This is a genomic window from Lentzea sp. NPDC102401 (assembly GCF_044765805.1).
GTDB lineage: Bacteria > Actinomycetota > Actinomycetes > Mycobacteriales > Pseudonocardiaceae > Lentzea > Lentzea sokolovensis.
On the sequence record NZ_JBIWKS010000006.1, the window covers coordinates 335,129 to 349,976 of the forward strand.

Consider the following 14,848-nt stretch of genomic DNA (forward strand, 5'->3'; position numbering starts at 1 on the left):
CGATCGGCACGATCGACGCCTACCGCGTCGCGCCCTGATCACCGCGGGGCCGCTCGCGCAGCCGAAACGGGTCGCCGGGCGACGGGGTCTCCGGACTCCGTTCGCCCTCGACCTGGATCTCGATGTTCGTCCGGTGAGAGATCGGGTCCCAGATCTCCTCGATCGGCGACAGCATCGACCCGCCACCTCCGCTGCGGCGGGCCCGCACGGCGTACAGAACGAACCCGGCCAGGCCGAGCGGCACGCTCAGAAACGCCGCCAGAGGCCCCAGAAGCTCCATGCGCCCGACGGTACAGTAACGTCGTGTTTCCAGAAACGATCTGTTACTGAACGGCGTGCGATGACCAGGCTGACACGGGCTGAGCAGCAGCGACGCACCCACGAACACCTGCTCGCCGCCGGGCAGCAGGTGTTCCTGCGGCGCGGTTTCCTGGCGGCGACGGTCGAGGAGATCGCCGCGGACGCCGGCTACACCCGTGGCGCCGTCTACAAGCACTTCGGCGGCAAGGAAGGGCTGTGGCTGGCGATCATCGAGGCGGGCGCGGACGCCCACCGGCAGGGGCTGCGGGACGCTCTCGGCCGCGCCACCGGCCGCGAGCAGGTGCTCGCGGCCCTCGCCCCCGCCGACCCGTCGGACCAGGACGCCGCGAAGTGGAGCGCGGCGGCCGCGGAGGTGCTCGCCGCGACGGCTCAGCAACCCGAGACCGCGACCCTGGTCGCCGCCATCCAGCGGCGGCACGACGACGAGGTCATCTCCCTGCTCACCGAGCACTCCCAGCGCTTGGGCCTGGAACCCGCGCTGCCGCTGGACCAGGCCGTGGTCATGCTCGGCGCCCTGGGCATCGGGCTCGCCCTGCGGCAGACGGTCGCCCCCGCGTCCGATCCCGGCGCCATCCTCGCCCACGTCCTGGGCACGATCTTCCGGTGACCGTCAGGGCTGGAGACGCACGACGTCCTCCAGCACGGCGCGCACCGGGATCGCCGGGCGTCCGAGCAGGTTCTCCAGCGTCGCATCGGTGACCGCGAACTGACCTGCGCGCGCCGCGCGGAACATGCCGAGCGTGAACTCGGCGGCCGCGGCCGGCATGCCCTGGGCGACCACGGTCTCCTTCCACTCCTCGTCGTCCACCACGACCCGCTTGACGTCACGCCCGGTGATCTCGCCGAGAACACGCGCCACGTCGGCGAAGTCGAGCAGGTCGGGCGCGGTGAGCGGCGGCGTCAGGCCGTCGAGCGAGCCGGGGCGCGTCAACGACAGGACGTCCGCTTCGACGAGGTCGGCGTGCGCGGTCCACGAGAACGGCCCGTCCTCCGGCAGCCGGAACTCACCGGTCCGCAGCGCGGCGGGCACGTAGTGCTCAAGCGTGCTCGTGTAGAAGCCGTGACGCAGGGCCGTGTATGCGACGCCCTGGTCGGCGAGGTGCCGCTCCGTCGACGCGTGCTGCCGCCCAGGGTCGAACAACGAGTCAGGCGAGGCCGCCTGATGGCTGGTGTAGTGCACGCGCGACGCGCCCGCTCGCACGGCGGCGTCGATCGCGGCCACGTTGGCGCCGGCCGCCTGCGGGCCCCTGATCGAGGCCGAGACGACGAGCACCTGGTCCGCACCCTCGAAGGCGTGGTCCAGCGTGGACGGATCGGTGAAATCACCGGCGCGCACGCGAACGCCGCGAGCGGCCAGTGCCGCCGCCTTGTCCGGATCGCGCACGCTGGCTCCGACGGTGTCGGCGGGAACGTGGTCCAGCAGCTTCCCGACGATCTGGGCGCCGAGCCTGCCGGTGGCTCCGGTAACGATGATCATGGCTTCCTCCTGCGTGAACCAGTGATTCGTTTTGACGATATCACTGATTCGGATCGATGGTATCAACTTCCTGATACCATCGATCCATGTCGGAGCCGACCACCACTGACACCCGGTCCGGGATCGTCGCCGCCGCGGCCCACCTGCTCCGCACAGGCGGCGCCAAGGCGGTCACCACCCGTGCGGTCGCGCAGGAGGCGGGCGTGCCGCCGCCGACGATCTTCCGGTTGTTCGGCGACAAGGACGGCCTCCTGGAGGCGGTCGCGGAGCACGTGCTGGCCGGCTACGTCGCCACGAAGGCCGCCAGGGCCGCCGAGGAGAACGGTGACCCGGTCGAGGACCTGCGGGCCGCCTGGCGCGCGCACATCGCGTTCAACCTGGCCAACCCCGACGTCTTCCTGCTCCTCGTCGCGCCGGGGCGGCTGCGGAACTCGTCCGCCACCAGCGACGGCGCCGAGGTGTTGCGGGCCCGAGTCGCGCGGGTGGCGGCCGCGAGGTTGCTGAAGGTCTCCGAGGCACGGGCGGTCGACATGATCCACGCCGCCGGCACCGGCGCCGTGTTCGCGCTGCTGGGGCAACCCGAGGACCGGCGCGATCCGGACCTCGCCACCGCGCTGCTGGACGCGGTTCTCGGCGAGATCCTGACCTCGACGTCCGTCCGGCCCGACTCCGGACCCATCGCTCTCGCCGTGGCGCTGCAGGCGGCGTTGCCCGAGTTCCCGGCGCTCAGCGAAGCCGAGCGCACCCTTCTGGCGGAATGGCTCAGCCGTGCCGTAGCCGAACTCCAGGACCGTCCACCACGGTGACCGACGCGGGCCGGCGCAGCGCGATCGCCGTCACCACAACGAGAAGCTGCACCACGAGGACCACCGCCTGCGTCATCGGCGAGAAGGCGTTCAGCACAGCCGTCGTCGCGTTGACTCCGAAGTGGACGGCGACGGCCGCGGGCACACCGCCGAGTTCGTAGGCGTAGCCGGTCAGCAGCGCCATCGGGAAGACGCTGAGCGTGAACAACAACCCGCTCCAGCTCACCAGCCCGAAACCCGCCTGCACGGTTCCGGTCATGAAGAACAACGGCAGGTGCCAGACCGCCCACGCCGCACCGAGGACCAGCCCGGCGCGGACGCGCCCCATGCGCGCCAGCAGGCGTGGATAGGCCGCGCCTCGCCAACCCGGTTCCTCCGCGAGCGGGCCGCCGATGAGCATGCTGACGAAGAACGGCGCCGCGCCGCCCGCGGTCGCGATCAGCGCCCGCCCCGCGTCCAGGCTCAGCACCGGACCGCCGAGCGCCTGCGCGAGCACCGTGCCACCGTCGCGACCGCCAGCACCAGCAGGGGTAACGCCCAGAGCAGCCGGGCGTTCAGCCGGAACCTGACGGAGTGAACCGGAACCGGCTCGCCGAGCCGGTTCCGGCGCATCCTGACCGCGATCGCGCCGAAGACCGGGCCGAAACCGCCGAGCAGGAACGGGATGACCGTCGGGAACGTCGTCGGCGGTTCACCGATCACGACGGCGACGAGCCAGCACCCCCACGTGGTGATGAAGGTGACCGCGAAGAACGTGGCGAGGCCACTCCCCCTGCCGGCCCGCGCGTTGTCGTCCATCTCTGCTCCTCGGGATGCGATCGCTATCAGTTTCGAGAACATTATCAGAACTGATAGCGATGTCGAGCCCTCAATGCCCTAGGCGAGCCAGCAGCAGGTTGGGGTCCTTCGCGGTGAGGTAGGCGGCGCTCGGCACGTACACGGTCCGGCCGCGCACTGCGATCGACGTCGGGCCCTGCAGACCATCGGCGGCGGTCAACACCACCTCGTGCGTGCCGTCGGACTTGACGAGCGCGACCTCGTTCACGGTGTCCAGCGCGGCGATGATCTCGTCGCCCCTGCCGGTGAACGCGAAGTCGTCGATGCCGGTCAGCCCGGTGGCAGCGACCTGCACGGGACCGGCGCTTCCATTGGCGCGCAACGGGATGCGCAGGATCGTCCCCTGGTCGAGGTTGGTCACCCACACCGCCCCGTCGTACAGCTTGAGCCCGTTCGCGCCGAGGAAGCCCGCCGGCTTGAGCTCCTCGCCGGCCGCCCAGACGGTCGCGCCCCCGGACGTCGGCACCTTCCACACGGCACCGGTGGAATCGGCGACGTAGAGGGTGCGGGTGCGCTGGTCGAGCGCGAGCCCGTTGGGCAGGCTCCCGGCGGGCAACGGCGCGATGCGGCGCGGCGTCCCGCCCGGCCGCAGGCTCCACACGCCGGTGAGGTCCGCGGTACCGGTGGCGTACAGGAAGTACAGGGTGCCGTCGGACGCCCGGTCGATGCCGACCGTCAGCGGGAAGCCCAGCGCGGGGGTGCCGGCTCCGCCGTCCGCGGGCGCGGGCAGCGTGGCCAGGACGCGGATCTTGCCACTGGGCGAGATCTCGGCGATCTGCCGGGCCTTGGCGAACGTCACGTACGCGGTTCCGTTGGGAGCCAGCACGATGCTCTCCGGCGTCTGTCCCTTGGCCAGGTCGAAGTGCTGGACGACGTGCGGGGCGCACAACGCGGCGTACGCCGGTGTGGCGGCGAAGGTGGTCGCGGCCAGGATCGCGGCGACGAACGCCTTGCGGACATGCTTCGCGGACATGGTTTCCTCACTGTTTTCGGGCATGCGGCAGCGCCGCGCCCTTCTGATGTGATTGCTGTGCGGGGGTTTCTACGCCCGGATCAGGTGAGCGAGCAGGGACAGCCCGGCGGCCGACGGCGAGCCCGGCGACACGGTCGCGACCACGATGCTCGGGCCCGGTCCGTTGCTCAGGGTCTGCTGCGTCACGACCAGCGGACCGACGAGGGGATGCCTCATCTCGTACACGGCCGTGGCGCACGCTTTCACACGATGGTCGGCCCACATCGAGGCGAAGTCCGTGCTCTTCGCGCTCAGCTGGCCCACCAGTTCGTGCAGCGCGGCGTCGTCGGGATGCTGCCCCGCCATCAGGCGCAGGTTCCCCACCACCGCCTTGGCCTTGCCGTGCCAGTCCGCGTACAGCTCACGGGTGTGCGCGTCGAGGAACACGAGCTGGGCCATGTTCGGGCGTTCCGCCACCCGGTCGGCGGCGGTGAAGTCCAGGTGTCCCGCGAACAACGCGTGTCCCAGCCTGTTCCAGGCCAGCACCTCGCTGCGGCGGCCGAGCACGATCGCGGGAACGTCCGTCAGCGCGTGGAGCAACTGGACGGTCGCCTCCGGCACGCGTTCGGGAGCGGGCCGGCGCGCCCGGCGGGCCTGCTTCGCGGGCGTGGCCAACGTGTGCAGGTGCTGGCGTTCGGCCTCGTCGAGCCGCAGAGCGGTGGCGAGCGCGTCCAGCACCTCGGGCGAGGCGCTGAGGGAGTGTCCCTGTTCGAGCCTCGTGTAGTAGGACACGCTCACGCCGGCCAGCTGCGCGAGTTCTTCCCGTCGCAGACCTTGCACGCGTCGCCGTTCGCCGTAGGTCGGGACGCCGACGTCCTCCGGGCGAAGCTGCGAGCGCCGCGTCTGGAGGAAGTCCCCGAACTGTGCGGTTCCGCTCATGGATTCGAGTATGGGCCGGGGCGGCGACCGTTACCTCTCCCAGCCAGGGATACGCAGAGCCGGGAATGGTCCGCCCGCGCGGCACCCGCTGAACTGAGTTCCATGAGCACTGTCACCGAGTTGGACCCGTCCGATTTCACCTTCACGCGTCGCACGTGGATCGATGCCGATCCCGTCGACGTCTACCGCCTCGTCAGCGACGTGACCGCGATCAGCCGCTGGAGTCCCAACGCGAGCGACGTCGTGTTCGACGAGGGTTCCGGACCGGAGGCCGGCGCGTGGTTCAGCGGCCGCAACCGCAGGGACGGCAAGGAGTGGACCACCCGGTCGCAGGTGGTCGAAGCCGAGCCGGGAGCCGTTTTCGCCTTTGTGGTCGACGGAATCGTCGAGTGGAGCTGGACGTTCCAGGCGCACGACCGCGGCACCGTGGCGGAGCAGTCGTGGCGTTTGCTGCGCATGGACCCGGTGCTCGGCGGCACCCGCGCGGACGTGGAAGCGCTGCGCGACTACATGGCGGCCAGCGCCGAGACCACGCTCACCGCGCTCGCCGACTGGGTCACGCGGAACCCTTCGGCTCGTCGGGCACCACGACAAGACTGACGACCCGTCGCCGACGTCCGCCGTCCCGCTCCCCGCCCGTCCGCGACAGGACCGCGTGCTGGATCTCCCTGAGCATCACGGCGAACTCCTCGTCGGTCAGCCACACCGCGGCCTGCTGGTAGACCACGCCGTCCGCGTGCGGATCCGCGTCGGGATGAGCGAGATAACGGTCGAAGTCGCCCATCAGCGAGGCGGCGAACGTCGAGTACGACCGCAGGTGGTCCTCCCGGCTCATCGCGGCGCGCGCGTCCTGGTCGACCGTGGCCTCCTCCTTGCGCACCCGGTAGCTGCGCTCGACCGTGCCGCGCACCCGGCGTTCGTCCGCCACTTCGAGCACGCCGCTCTCGGCCAGGACCGCGACGTGCCGGTACATGGTCGCCGGCGCGATGTCGGGCAGGCGTTCCCTCAACTGGGCCGTGGTGAGCGGATCAGTCTCGAACAACGCCTGCAGGATGCGCATCCGCACGGGATGCAGGAGGAGGTCCGCGGTCGCCATGACCTCATCTTCTCACGTACGGTAATGTTATCAGAGTCGAGAATATTCGTGACCCTGAGAGACGTGCGGAGCTGGGACTTTGCGGAACCTGGACCTGACGATCAACGCGAGTGACGGCACCCCGCTGGCGGGCACCCTGTCCGTTCCTGACGGCACGGGCCCACACCCGGCCGTTCTGCTGCTGCACGGCTCCGGGCGGCTGGACCGCGACGGCAACGCCGGGCGACTGAAGCAGAACCTCGGTCCGGTGCTGGCCGAATCGCTTGCCCGGCAGGGCATCGCGTCCCTGCGCTACGACCGGCGCGGGGTCGGGGCCTCCCCCGGCGACTGGCTGACGACCGGATTCGCCGACAACCGGGACGACGCCGCCGCAGCGCTCGACTCTCTCGCGGCGCGGCCGGACATCCGGCGCGACGGCATCGGCGTCGTCGGCCACAGCGAAGGCGCGCTGCACGCCATGGCGCTCGGGTCCCGCCCCGGCGTCGCGGCCGTGGTGCTGCTGGCGGGGTTCGCCCGCTCGGGCGAGGACGCCCTGAACTGGCAGGCCGACGCCATGGCCCGCGGCCTTCCCGCACCGCTGCGGCCGCTGGCCCGGCTGGCCGTCCGGCGCGTGATCCGGCTCAGGACGCCCGGCCCGGACGTCGTCCGCGTCGCCGGGAAGCCGATGAACGCCCGGTGGACGCGCGAGATGCTGAGTCACGACACGAGGGCCGATCTCGCACGCATCCACGTGCCGGTGCTGGCCGTGACCGGCGAGAAGGACATCCAGGTCGATCCCGATGACCTGCACCGGATCGACGCCCTCGTCCAGGGCACGGCGGAGGTGCGGCGGATTCCGGGCCTGACGCATCTGCTCCGCCGCGACCCCGGCCGTCCGTCGATCCTCTTCTACCCCAGGCAGTTGCGCCGGCCGGTGGACGAGGAACTCGTCGAGACGACGACGTCGTGGCTCGCCCGCACTCTCGCCTCCGGGGAAACCGAACTACGCCGGTAGTCCCCGCGCGGCGATCGTCAACGCCTCGGCGGTCGCCGCCGCCAGGGAGGCGGGCGTCTCGGCGTTGAACGCGTGGTGCTCGACGGCGACCCGCAACGCCGCGTTGATCATCGCCGCCTGGATCGCGGTGGTCAGGTCGGGCTCGGCCAGCCCCGCGCGGTGGGCGAGCGCCTCGGCGAACGCCGGTTCCGCGTCCCGGTGCGCCTCCAGCCACACCGCGCGCAGGCCGGGATCGGTCCTGGTCAGCCGGACCAGGTTCAGCATCTCGGCCATGCTCTCCGGGGACTCGGGGTGGCCGTGCGCGAGCGTGCTGAGCAACTCCGACACGCTCTGATCACCACGCCACGACCGCAGTCGCGCCGCCATGTGCTCGATCCCGCTGACCAGCAGCGGCATGACGCAGCTCTCCTTGCTCGGGAAGTAACGCCACAGCGTGCGCGCGGAGATGCCCGCCTGCGCCGCGATCTCCTCGACGGACGTGTCCGCGACCCCCTGGGCCAGGAAGAGGCGGACGGCCGCGCGGGCGACCTCCAGCCTGGTCTCCGCCTTGCGCCGTTCGGTCAGCGGCGGGCGTCCGGTCCGCTCCGCCGCGCGGGTCTGCTGATGGCCGGTCATGCCACCTCCGTCCTGTGTGCTCGACATCCTACTTTTTGTCTGTGAATGACATAGTGGCGCGTAGTGCCATTAAGTCGGTACGGTGATCGCATGACCACAACCAGTGACTTGGACGGCAGCAGCGTCGTCGTGACCGGCGCCGGATCGGGCATCGGACGGGCCGCGGCCCGTCAGTTCGCCCTGTTGGGCGCGAAAGTGGTGGTGGCCGACGTCAACGGCGACGCCGCCAAGACCGTGGCCGAGGAGATCACGGCGGCCGGCGGCACCGCGGTGGCCGTCGCGGGCGACCTGACCGAGGCCGCCGTGGTGGACGAGGTGGTCACGACGGCGGTGAGCACGTTCGGCGGCCTGGACGTGCTGGTGTGCAACGCCGGGATCATGGACTCGATGACGGCGGCGGCCGACGTCTCCGACGAGGAGTGGGACCGCCTCATCGCCGTCAACCTGACCTCGCCCTTCCGGCTGACCCGCGCCGCGTTGCCGCACCTGCTCGCCAAGGGCAAGGGCGCGATCGTGTACACCGCGTCGGAGGCCGCCCTGCGCGGCAGCGCCGCCGGACTCGCCTACACGACAGCGAAAACGGGACTCGTCGGACTCATGCGCTCGGTCGCGGTCATGTACCGGGAGTCGGGTGTCCGGGCCAACGCGATCGCGCCCGGCGGCACCGCGACGGGCATCTCCACCTCCCCCGATCCCGCCGGGCACGGACCGCGGGTCGTCGGCCGGTACCTGCCCAACGTCGGCCGCATCGCGGAGGCCGAGGAGCAGGCCGCCGCGATCGTCTTCCTGGCCTCCGCCGCCGCCTCCAACATCACCGGCGTCGTCCTCCCGGTCGACAACGGCTGGTCCGCGGTCTGACGACCCTCTTTCTTTTCAGCGAAAGGCTTTCTCTGTGCTGTCCGTTTCCGACGCCGTTCCGGAAGACCTCGGCTTCGATCCGCACGAACTGCGCGCCAGGTACCAGGCCGAACGGGAGCGCCGCATCCGTCCCGACGGCGCCGCCCAGTACCGCGACGCCGCCGGCGAGTTCGGCTACTACGCCGAGGACCCGCACGTGGATCCGCAGTTCACCCGCGCACCGTTGCAGGACGAGGTAGAAGTGATCGTCATCGGTGGCGGGCTCGGTGGCCTGCTCGCCGGGGCACGTCTCCGGCAGGCGGGTGCCGGTTCCATCCGGGTGATCGAGAAGGGCGGGGACTTCGGCGGCACCTGGTACTGGAACCGCTATCCGGGCATCCACTGCGACATCGAGTCCTACATCTACCTGCCGCTGCTGGACGAACTCGGTTACGTCCCCGAGTGGAAGTACTCGCCCGGCGAGGAGATCCGCCTGCACGCGCGCGCCATCGGCGAGCACTTCGACCTCTACCGCGACGCGTGTTTCCAGACCGCCGTCACGGAACTGCGGTGGGACGAGGACGCGGCCGAGTGGATCGTGTCCACCGACCGCGGCGACCGGATGCGGGCGCGGTACGTGGTGATGTCCAACGGAACCCTGGACCGGCCCAAGCTGCCCGGCATCCCCGGCGTGGAGACCTTCGAGGGCCACACCTTCCACACCAGCCGGTGGGACTACGGCTACACCGGCGGCGACGCGAACGGGAACCTCACCGAACTGGCGGACAAGCGCGTCGCCCTGATCGGCACCGGCGCGACAGCGATCCAGGTCGTGCCCCATCTCGGCCGTGACGCCGAGCAGCTCTACGTCTTCCAGCGCACGCCGTCCACTGTGGACTACCGGGCCAACCGGCCGACCGAGGCGGACTGGGCCGCGTCCCTGGCGCCGGGCTGGCAGCGGCACCGGATGGAGAACTTCCTCGACATCCTCAGCGGCGGCCAGGCCGACGAGGACCACGTGGCAGACGCGTGGACGGACAGCGCCCAGCTGCTGCGGAAGATGACCCAGGGCCAGGCGCACGAGTCGCTGACGCCGGAGGAACGCGAGCGCGTCGAGGAGATCCTCGACTTCCGCAAGATGAACCAGATCCGCGCCCGCGTCGACGGCATCGTGGAGGACCGGGACACGGCCGAACTGCTCAAGCCCTGGTACCGCTACGCGTGCAAGCGGCCGACCTTCAGCGACGAGTACCTCCAGACCTTCAACCGTCCCAACGTCACCCTGGTCGACACCGCGGACCAGGGCGGCGTCGAACGCGTCACGAAGAACGCGATCGTGGTCGGCGACCGCGAGTACGAGGTGGACTGCATCATCTTCGCCACCGGCTTCCAGGTCGGCATGTCGGACCTGGTGACCGGCCGGCTGCCCGTGTACGGACGTGGTGGCACCCACCTGTTGCAGCACTGGAGCCGCGGCCCGCGGACGTTGCACGGCTTCTACAGCAACGGTTTCCCCAACCTGTTCACGATGGGCGCGCTGCAGAACGCCGCCTCGGTGAACTTCACGCACGTCCTGGACGAGCAGGCGAGCCACATCGCGGCCGTCGTCGCGGAGGCCGGCAAGCGCGGCGCGCGATGGGTCGAGCCGAGCGCCGAGGCCGTGGACGCCTGGGTGTCGGCCCTCGGCGCGAACGCGGAGGAGCTCTACAGGTTCCACCTCGAATGCACGCCCGGCTACTACAACAACGAGGGGAAACCCCAGCCGCGCAACGGTTACGGCGGCGGCGCCAGCGCGTTCCACGCCCTGCTCAGGGACTGGCGGACCAACGGCATCGACGACGTCATGGTGATGGGCGGATGAGCCCCTTCCGCGGCACCAACGGCATCGCCTTCGGCCCGGACGGCCGGCTCCACGTCGCCGAGTACCTCAGCGGACGCATCAGCGCCCTCGACCTCGCCACCGGCGAGATCGAGGTGATCGTGCCGATCGGCGGCGTCGTCCAGTCACCGGACGACTTGGCGTTCGGCGCGGACGGCTCGATGTACATCGCGGACCTCGCGCCCGGCCGGGTGTGGCGCCGCGACCCGCTCGGCGAGCACACGCTGGTCTCCGACGAGGTGAAGGCACCGAACGGCATCACGTGCGTCGGAGACCGACTGTTCGTCAACGAGATGCGGCCCGGCGGCCGGTTGTTCGAACTGTTCCCGGACGGCGGCGAGCCCGTCGTGCTGGCCGCCGACCTGGCCATCGGCAACGCGATGCAGGCCGGCCCCGACGGGCACCTGTACTACCCGCACATGCTCACCGGCGAGGTCCACCGGATCTCGCCCGACGGCGGAACGCCCGAACTCGTCGCCGACGGCCTGCACTCCCCTGTCGCGGTCCGCTTCGATCGCGAAGGCACCCTGCTGATCCTGTCCGCCGGCGTCGAGGGCGAGATCACGCGCATCTCCCCCACCGGGCAACGACAGGTCCTCACCACCGGCGTGTTCGGCCTCGACAACGTCGCGGTCGACGACGACAACCGCGTGTACGTCTCCAGTTTCGCGGGAGGCGGCATCGCGGAGCTCCACCCGGACGGCCGGATCCGGCAGATCGTGCCGCAGGGCCTGGTCGGGCCGTACGGCGTCGCAGTCGACCCAGGCGGCGTCGTCCACGCGGCGGACCACTATCGCGTGGCCGGTGACCAGGCGGTCAGCTTCACGCACGGTGTGGCCGCCGATCGGGACCGGTTGCACACGACCTCGCAGTACGGCGAGGTGCGCACGGACGGAAAAGTGCGGGTCAAGGAACTGCGCTGTCCGCTCGGCATCGCGGTGCGCGACGACGGGGTGCTCGTGGTCGCGGAGACAGGCGCCGGGCGGATCATCGCGATCGACGCCGACGACACCGTCACAGCGCTGGCGGACGGGTTCCACGAGCCGGTGGACGTGGCGTTCGACGCCGGGCAGCGCTGCTACGTCAGCGACGAGCAGGGCGTCCACCGCGTCGACGGCGGGCGGCCGGTGCCGATCGTCGAAGGTCTTGCGGCACCTCAGGGTCTGGCCGTCCGGGACGACGAGCTGTTCGTCGTGGAGGCCGGCCGTCGGCGGGTGCTGGCGATCGACCTGACCACCGGCGCGATCAGGACCGAGGCCGAGGACCTCGCCCTCAGTCCACTGGAGACGGTTCCACGCGCGCTCATCGTCCACGGAATGCCGGGGTGCCCGCGTGGTTTCGCCGGGCTCGCGGTCGCACCGGACGGCGCGCTGCACGTGTCCGGTGATGGCGCCGTGCTCCGGCTACCGCGGTTCAGATCACCGATTTGACCGTGCCGCCATCGACCCTGATCGTCGCGCCGCTGACGTAGTCGCCGTAGGGGCTCGCCAGGTAGGCCACGGCTCCGGCGATCTCCTCCGGGCGGCCGAAGCGGCCGATGTCGTTGGGCACGAAGTCCCTGGCGGCGTTGCGCTCGACGTCCTCCCACCGCTCGCCCCAGCCGTTCGCCGGCGCGTGACTCGTCAGCCACTCGCGGACCGAGTCGAGCATGATCGCGCCCGGTGAGACCACGTTCGAGGTCACACCGGTCTCCTTGAGCTCACGGGCCAGGGAGACGGCGAGGCTGTGCCGGGCGGCCAGGGAGGCGCTGTAGTGGGGCTGGACCGGGATCGGCTGGGAGCCGAGGCCGCCGCCGATCTGGATCACCCGGCCCCAGCCGCGGGCGCGCATGCCGGGGACGAAGCGCTGGATCATCCGCACCGCGGAGACCACGTTGGTCTCGTAGATGTCCCGCCACACGTCCGGAGTCGCGTCCTCCCAGCCATCGTGGCCGTGCACGCCGGCGTTGTTCACCAGCACGTCGATCTCGCCGGCGGCCTCGGCGACCGCGTCGGCCCCGGCGTCGGTCGCGAGGTCGCCGATCGCCACCGCCGCGGCGCCGATGTCCGCCGCGACGACACACCGCCGGGACGCGGCCGCCACCCGTGCCGCGATCCTGCGGGCGGGCATCGAGGGATTCACCCGGCACGGCTTCGACGGGATCGGCGTCCGCGAGATCGCCCAGGCGGCCGGGGTCAGCGCGATGCTGGTGAACCGCTACTTCGGTTCCAAGGAAGGACTGTTCGCCGAGGTCGCCGAGGTGTCCATGACCGACCGCACGGTGCTGGGCGGCGACCCGGCGACCCTGGCCCGCGACATCGCCGCCGCGCTGGTCCGCCGCACCGCACCGGCCGCGGACGACCTCTCACCGTTCCTGCTGATGCTGAGGTCCGCGGCCAACCCGCGGGCCGCCGAGATCCTGCGCGAGAACATCGAACGGCACGTCGAGGCCCACCTCCACGAGGTCGCGCCTGACACCCGCGGCACCGGCCGCGCCGCCGTGGCGTTGTCGGTGATCGCGGGATTCTGGTTGCTGCGCAACGTGATCGGCAGCACCGCGTTGAACGGGACGGACGAGGAGACGCTCGAAGCCACCCTCCGGCAACTGTTCGAACTTCTGCTGCCCTGACGTCAGCCGAGGAGCCGCACGAGGTGCACCGTCTCGTCGCGAGGCCACGACTGGTGCGTCCCACCGCGGAAGGTCACCTCGACGACCTCGCCCAGCGTCACCGCCGCGACGTGCCCGACCGGCCCGATCGAGCCGTACAGCCGGACGTCGTCGCCGGGCATCAGCTCGCCCGCCGGCGTGGTCCCGATGTTGCGCGCCGGGGACGCGGGCTTCAGCCGCCTGGTGAACAGCCACCACGCCCCGCCGCACACCACCGGCACCGTGAGCACCAGGACTCCGGCGGCGACGGGTCGGGTGCCCACCAGCGCGGCCGCGACGACCAAGGCTCCCAGCAGGCCCACCACGGCGGCGACGAGCGCAGAACTCACGGGATGGTCGCCGACCTGGAGCCAGCCCGTCGTGCGCACCCAGCCGCCGGGCGTGAGGCCTCGCGGTGTCCGGCCGTCAGCAAGCCTGGGCCCCGTTTCGGCGGCAGGAGCGGCTTTGCTGAACAGGTCGACGTCGTCCTCAGTCGGCACGGCGCCACCTCAGCTGGTTCTTGCCGTTGCGGGAGCAGACGATCTCGTAACCGTCCTTCGTCGTCCTGCGCGCGCCCTCGAAGAGACACAGCTTGCCCAGCCGGGAGTCGTCCCACTCCTCGTCCGGGGGCTCCGACGAGGTCGTCGTGGGCGGCGGAGGAGGTGGCGGAGGGGTGGAGGTCTCCGTCGTGGTCGTGACCGTTGTCGTCGTGGGCGCGCTCGACTCGGAAGACGACGGAGGCGTGCTGGACGCGGTCGTCACTCCGCCGGGAGCGCACCCGGCCGCCCACAGCCCGAGGCGCCCCAGCCGGGCGGCGGACTCGTCCCGTGCCAGTTCGCCGCGAGCCGTCAGGTCTGCCGGTACCACGCCGCCGCTCACCACGGTCTGCGCGTAGTCCGTACCGTCCGGCAGTTCCACGTCGACCAGGAGCCGATCGCTCCCCGACGCGTCCTTCTTCACCACGAGACGCACGCCCTTGCCGCGCAACAGGTCCTGGGCGGTGGCCAGGGACTCCGCCGCCCAGCAGCCCGCCACCGGCCGCAACCCGGCGACGCGGGCGCGGACGAGGCGTCCCGTGATGGGCTCCGCGCCCTCGAAAAGATCTACTTCGGTCACTTCGCGCACGGTCACCTGGAGTGAATCGCCCCGGAACCCGCTCGCTTCGAGCCCGTTCCCGCGTTCCCGCGAAAGATCGCCGCCGCCGAACGCGACCGCGCCGGTGGCGGCGAGCGCGGTGACGACACCGAGACATCCGATCGCCAGCCTCGCGGGCTGGCTGGTGCGCCACCAGAAGCGGCGAACGATCCCCGTGACCGCCCCGTGAGCGGCGGATTCAGCTGTGCTGGGCAATGGCGGTCCCCGGCTTGGTGAAGGTCGAACAATCCATGACACAAACGGCCGTTCCGTTCATTGACTAAATACGCGTCAAAGACGGGATCGTTCATTCACGGAGTTCCGTTATCGTTCAC

Annotated in this window: 19 protein-coding genes and 1 pseudogene; 8 read left to right on the forward strand and 12 right to left on the reverse strand. The window is 71.0% G+C overall.

Annotation, left to right across the window (positions count from 1 at the left end; all coding sequences use genetic code 11):
* Positions 1-19 precede the first annotated feature (19 nt).
* Entirely contained in the window at positions 20-280 is a 261-nt protein-coding gene (locus ACIRG5_RS23295) for a hypothetical protein (protein ID WP_402907853.1), read from the reverse strand.
* Positions 281-340: 60 nt separating this feature from the next.
* Between ACIRG5_RS23295 and ACIRG5_RS23300 the strand changes: the two genes are divergently transcribed.
* Entirely contained in the window at positions 341-928 is a 588-nt protein-coding gene (locus tag ACIRG5_RS23300; protein WP_402907855.1) for a TetR/AcrR family transcriptional regulator, read from the forward strand.
* 3 nt (positions 929-931) lie between these two features.
* Here the strand turns inward: ACIRG5_RS23300 and ACIRG5_RS23305 are convergent, their stop codons facing one another.
* Positions 932-1,798 carry an NAD(P)H-binding protein gene (locus ACIRG5_RS23305; protein WP_402907857.1) on the reverse strand — a complete coding sequence of 289 codons (867 nt, stop codon included), beginning with the start codon at positions 1,796-1,798 and terminating at the stop codon, positions 932-934.
* Positions 1,799-1,884: 86 nt separating this feature from the next.
* Between ACIRG5_RS23305 and ACIRG5_RS23310 the strand changes: the two genes are divergently transcribed.
* Positions 1,885-2,604, forward strand: coding sequence for a TetR/AcrR family transcriptional regulator (locus tag ACIRG5_RS23310; RefSeq protein ID WP_402907859.1), 720 nt, complete (start codon positions 1,885-1,887; stop codon positions 2,602-2,604).
* Here ACIRG5_RS23310 and ACIRG5_RS23315 read toward each other — a convergent pair.
* The 5 genes and pseudogenes from ACIRG5_RS23315 to ACIRG5_RS23335 form a co-directional block, all read right to left on the reverse strand.
* Positions 2,561-3,100, reverse strand: coding sequence for a lysostaphin resistance A-like protein (locus tag ACIRG5_RS23315; protein WP_402907861.1), 540 nt, complete (start codon positions 3,098-3,100; stop codon positions 2,561-2,563). The two genes, ACIRG5_RS23310 and ACIRG5_RS23315, sit on opposite strands and share 44 nt — an antisense overlap.
* On the reverse strand, positions 3,067-3,402 hold the full coding sequence (locus tag ACIRG5_RS23320) for a hypothetical protein (protein WP_402907863.1): 336 nt from the start codon (positions 3,400-3,402) through the stop codon (positions 3,067-3,069). The genes ACIRG5_RS23315 and ACIRG5_RS23320 overlap by 34 nt, the downstream gene beginning before the upstream one ends.
* Positions 3,403-3,472: 70 nt before the next feature.
* Positions 3,473-4,414, reverse strand: a complete 942-nt coding sequence (locus tag ACIRG5_RS23325) for an SMP-30/gluconolactonase/LRE family protein (RefSeq protein ID WP_402907865.1) — start codon at positions 4,412-4,414, stop codon at positions 3,473-3,475.
* 69 nt (positions 4,415-4,483) lie between these two features.
* Complete coding sequence (locus tag ACIRG5_RS23330; RefSeq protein WP_402908178.1) at positions 4,484-5,014, reverse strand: hypothetical protein; 531 nt, start codon at positions 5,012-5,014, stop codon at positions 4,484-4,486.
* A gap of 120 nt (positions 5,015-5,134) precedes the next feature.
* A pseudogene (locus ACIRG5_RS23335) lies at positions 5,135-5,332 on the reverse strand (helix-turn-helix domain-containing protein); the annotation flags it as partial.
* A 102-nt stretch (positions 5,333-5,434) separates the two neighbouring features.
* Between ACIRG5_RS23335 and ACIRG5_RS23340 the strand changes: the two are divergent.
* Positions 5,435-5,932, forward strand: a complete 498-nt coding sequence (locus ACIRG5_RS23340) for an SRPBCC family protein (protein ID WP_402907867.1) — start codon at positions 5,435-5,437, stop codon at positions 5,930-5,932.
* On the opposite strand, the gene ACIRG5_RS23345 is transcribed toward ACIRG5_RS23340, so the two are convergent.
* Entirely contained in the window at positions 5,889-6,428 is a 540-nt protein-coding gene (locus ACIRG5_RS23345; RefSeq protein WP_402907869.1) for a helix-turn-helix domain-containing protein, read from the reverse strand. The genes ACIRG5_RS23340 and ACIRG5_RS23345 overlap by 44 nt on opposite strands.
* A 79-nt stretch (positions 6,429-6,507) precedes the next feature.
* Between ACIRG5_RS23345 and ACIRG5_RS23350 the strand changes: the two genes are divergently transcribed.
* Complete coding sequence (locus ACIRG5_RS23350; RefSeq protein WP_402907871.1) at positions 6,508-7,422, forward strand: alpha/beta hydrolase; 915 nt, start codon at positions 6,508-6,510, stop codon at positions 7,420-7,422.
* On the opposite strand, the gene ACIRG5_RS23355 is transcribed toward ACIRG5_RS23350, so the two are convergent.
* Positions 7,411-8,037 carry a TetR/AcrR family transcriptional regulator gene (locus ACIRG5_RS23355; RefSeq protein WP_402907873.1) on the reverse strand — a complete coding sequence of 209 codons (627 nt, stop codon included), beginning with the start codon at positions 8,035-8,037 and terminating at the stop codon, positions 7,411-7,413. The two genes, ACIRG5_RS23350 and ACIRG5_RS23355, sit on opposite strands and share 12 nt — an antisense overlap.
* A gap of 90 nt (positions 8,038-8,127) precedes the next feature.
* On the opposite strand from ACIRG5_RS23355, the gene ACIRG5_RS23360 reads away from it, so the two are divergent.
* The 3 genes from ACIRG5_RS23360 to ACIRG5_RS23370 are packed head-to-tail and all read left to right on the forward strand — an operon-like array spanning position 8,128 to position 12,183.
* Complete coding sequence (locus tag ACIRG5_RS23360) at positions 8,128-8,895, forward strand: SDR family NAD(P)-dependent oxidoreductase (RefSeq protein WP_402907875.1); 768 nt, start codon at positions 8,128-8,130, stop codon at positions 8,893-8,895.
* Between the two features lie 34 nt (positions 8,896-8,929).
* Positions 8,930-10,735: a flavin-containing monooxygenase gene (locus ACIRG5_RS23365; protein ID WP_402907877.1), complete on the forward strand. Its 1,806-nt coding sequence runs from the start codon at positions 8,930-8,932 to the stop codon at positions 10,733-10,735.
* Positions 10,732-12,183 carry a hypothetical protein gene (locus ACIRG5_RS23370; protein WP_402907879.1) on the forward strand — a complete coding sequence of 484 codons (1,452 nt, stop codon included), beginning with the start codon at positions 10,732-10,734 and terminating at the stop codon, positions 12,181-12,183. The genes ACIRG5_RS23365 and ACIRG5_RS23370 overlap by 4 nt, the downstream gene beginning before the upstream one ends.
* Here the strand turns inward: ACIRG5_RS23370 and ACIRG5_RS23375 are convergent.
* Complete coding sequence (locus ACIRG5_RS23375) at positions 12,167-12,835, reverse strand: SDR family NAD(P)-dependent oxidoreductase (protein WP_402907881.1); 669 nt, start codon at positions 12,833-12,835, stop codon at positions 12,167-12,169. The two genes, ACIRG5_RS23370 and ACIRG5_RS23375, sit on opposite strands and share 17 nt — an antisense overlap.
* On the opposite strand from ACIRG5_RS23375, the gene ACIRG5_RS23380 reads away from it, so the two are divergent.
* Positions 12,795-13,361 (forward strand): TetR/AcrR family transcriptional regulator, encoded by a 567-nt coding sequence (locus ACIRG5_RS23380; protein ID WP_402907883.1) that lies wholly within the window; start codon positions 12,795-12,797, stop codon positions 13,359-13,361. The two genes, ACIRG5_RS23375 and ACIRG5_RS23380, sit on opposite strands and share 41 nt — an antisense overlap.
* Positions 13,362-13,363: 2 nt before the next feature.
* On the opposite strand, the gene ACIRG5_RS23385 is transcribed toward ACIRG5_RS23380, so the two are convergent.
* Both ACIRG5_RS23385 and ACIRG5_RS23390 read right to left on the reverse strand, forming a co-directional pair.
* Positions 13,364-13,879 (reverse strand): hypothetical protein, encoded by a 516-nt coding sequence (locus ACIRG5_RS23385; protein WP_402907885.1) that lies wholly within the window; start codon positions 13,877-13,879, stop codon positions 13,364-13,366.
* Positions 13,869-14,729 (reverse strand): hypothetical protein, encoded by an 861-nt coding sequence (locus tag ACIRG5_RS23390; RefSeq protein WP_402907887.1) that lies wholly within the window; start codon positions 14,727-14,729, stop codon positions 13,869-13,871. The genes ACIRG5_RS23385 and ACIRG5_RS23390 overlap by 11 nt, the downstream gene beginning before the upstream one ends.
* Positions 14,730-14,848: the final 119 nt, after the last annotated feature.

Excerpts from the sequence above, each read along its gene's own strand:
- ACIRG5_RS23295 (WP_402907853.1), bottom strand. The coding sequence starts at position 280 with ATGGAGCTTCTGGGGCCTCTGGCGGCGTTTCTGAGCGTGCCGCTCGGC.
- ACIRG5_RS23300 (WP_402907855.1), top strand. The coding sequence starts at position 341 with ATGACCAGGCTGACACGGGCTGAGCAGCAGCGACGCACCCACGAACAC.
- ACIRG5_RS23305 (WP_402907857.1), bottom strand. The coding sequence starts at position 1,798 with ATGATCATCGTTACCGGAGCCACCGGCAGGCTCGGCGCCCAGATCGTC.
- ACIRG5_RS23310 (WP_402907859.1), top strand. The coding sequence starts at position 1,885 with ATGTCGGAGCCGACCACCACTGACACCCGGTCCGGGATCGTCGCCGCC.
- ACIRG5_RS23320 (WP_402907863.1), bottom strand. The coding sequence starts at position 3,402 with ATGGACGACAACGCGCGGGCCGGCAGGGGGAGTGGCCTCGCCACGTTC.
- ACIRG5_RS23325 (WP_402907865.1), bottom strand. The coding sequence starts at position 4,414 with ATGTCCGCGAAGCATGTCCGCAAGGCGTTCGTCGCCGCGATCCTGGCC.
- ACIRG5_RS23340 (WP_402907867.1), top strand. The coding sequence starts at position 5,435 with ATGAGCACTGTCACCGAGTTGGACCCGTCCGATTTCACCTTCACGCGT.
- ACIRG5_RS23345 (WP_402907869.1), bottom strand. The coding sequence starts at position 6,428 with ATGGCGACCGCGGACCTCCTCCTGCATCCCGTGCGGATGCGCATCCTG.
- ACIRG5_RS23355 (WP_402907873.1), bottom strand. The coding sequence starts at position 8,037 with ATGACCGGCCATCAGCAGACCCGCGCGGCGGAGCGGACCGGACGCCCG.
- ACIRG5_RS23360 (WP_402907875.1), top strand. The coding sequence starts at position 8,128 with ATGACCACAACCAGTGACTTGGACGGCAGCAGCGTCGTCGTGACCGGC.
- ACIRG5_RS23370 (WP_402907879.1), top strand. The coding sequence starts at position 10,732 with ATGAGCCCCTTCCGCGGCACCAACGGCATCGCCTTCGGCCCGGACGGC.
- ACIRG5_RS23380 (WP_402907883.1), top strand. The coding sequence starts at position 12,795 with ATGTCCGCCGCGACGACACACCGCCGGGACGCGGCCGCCACCCGTGCC.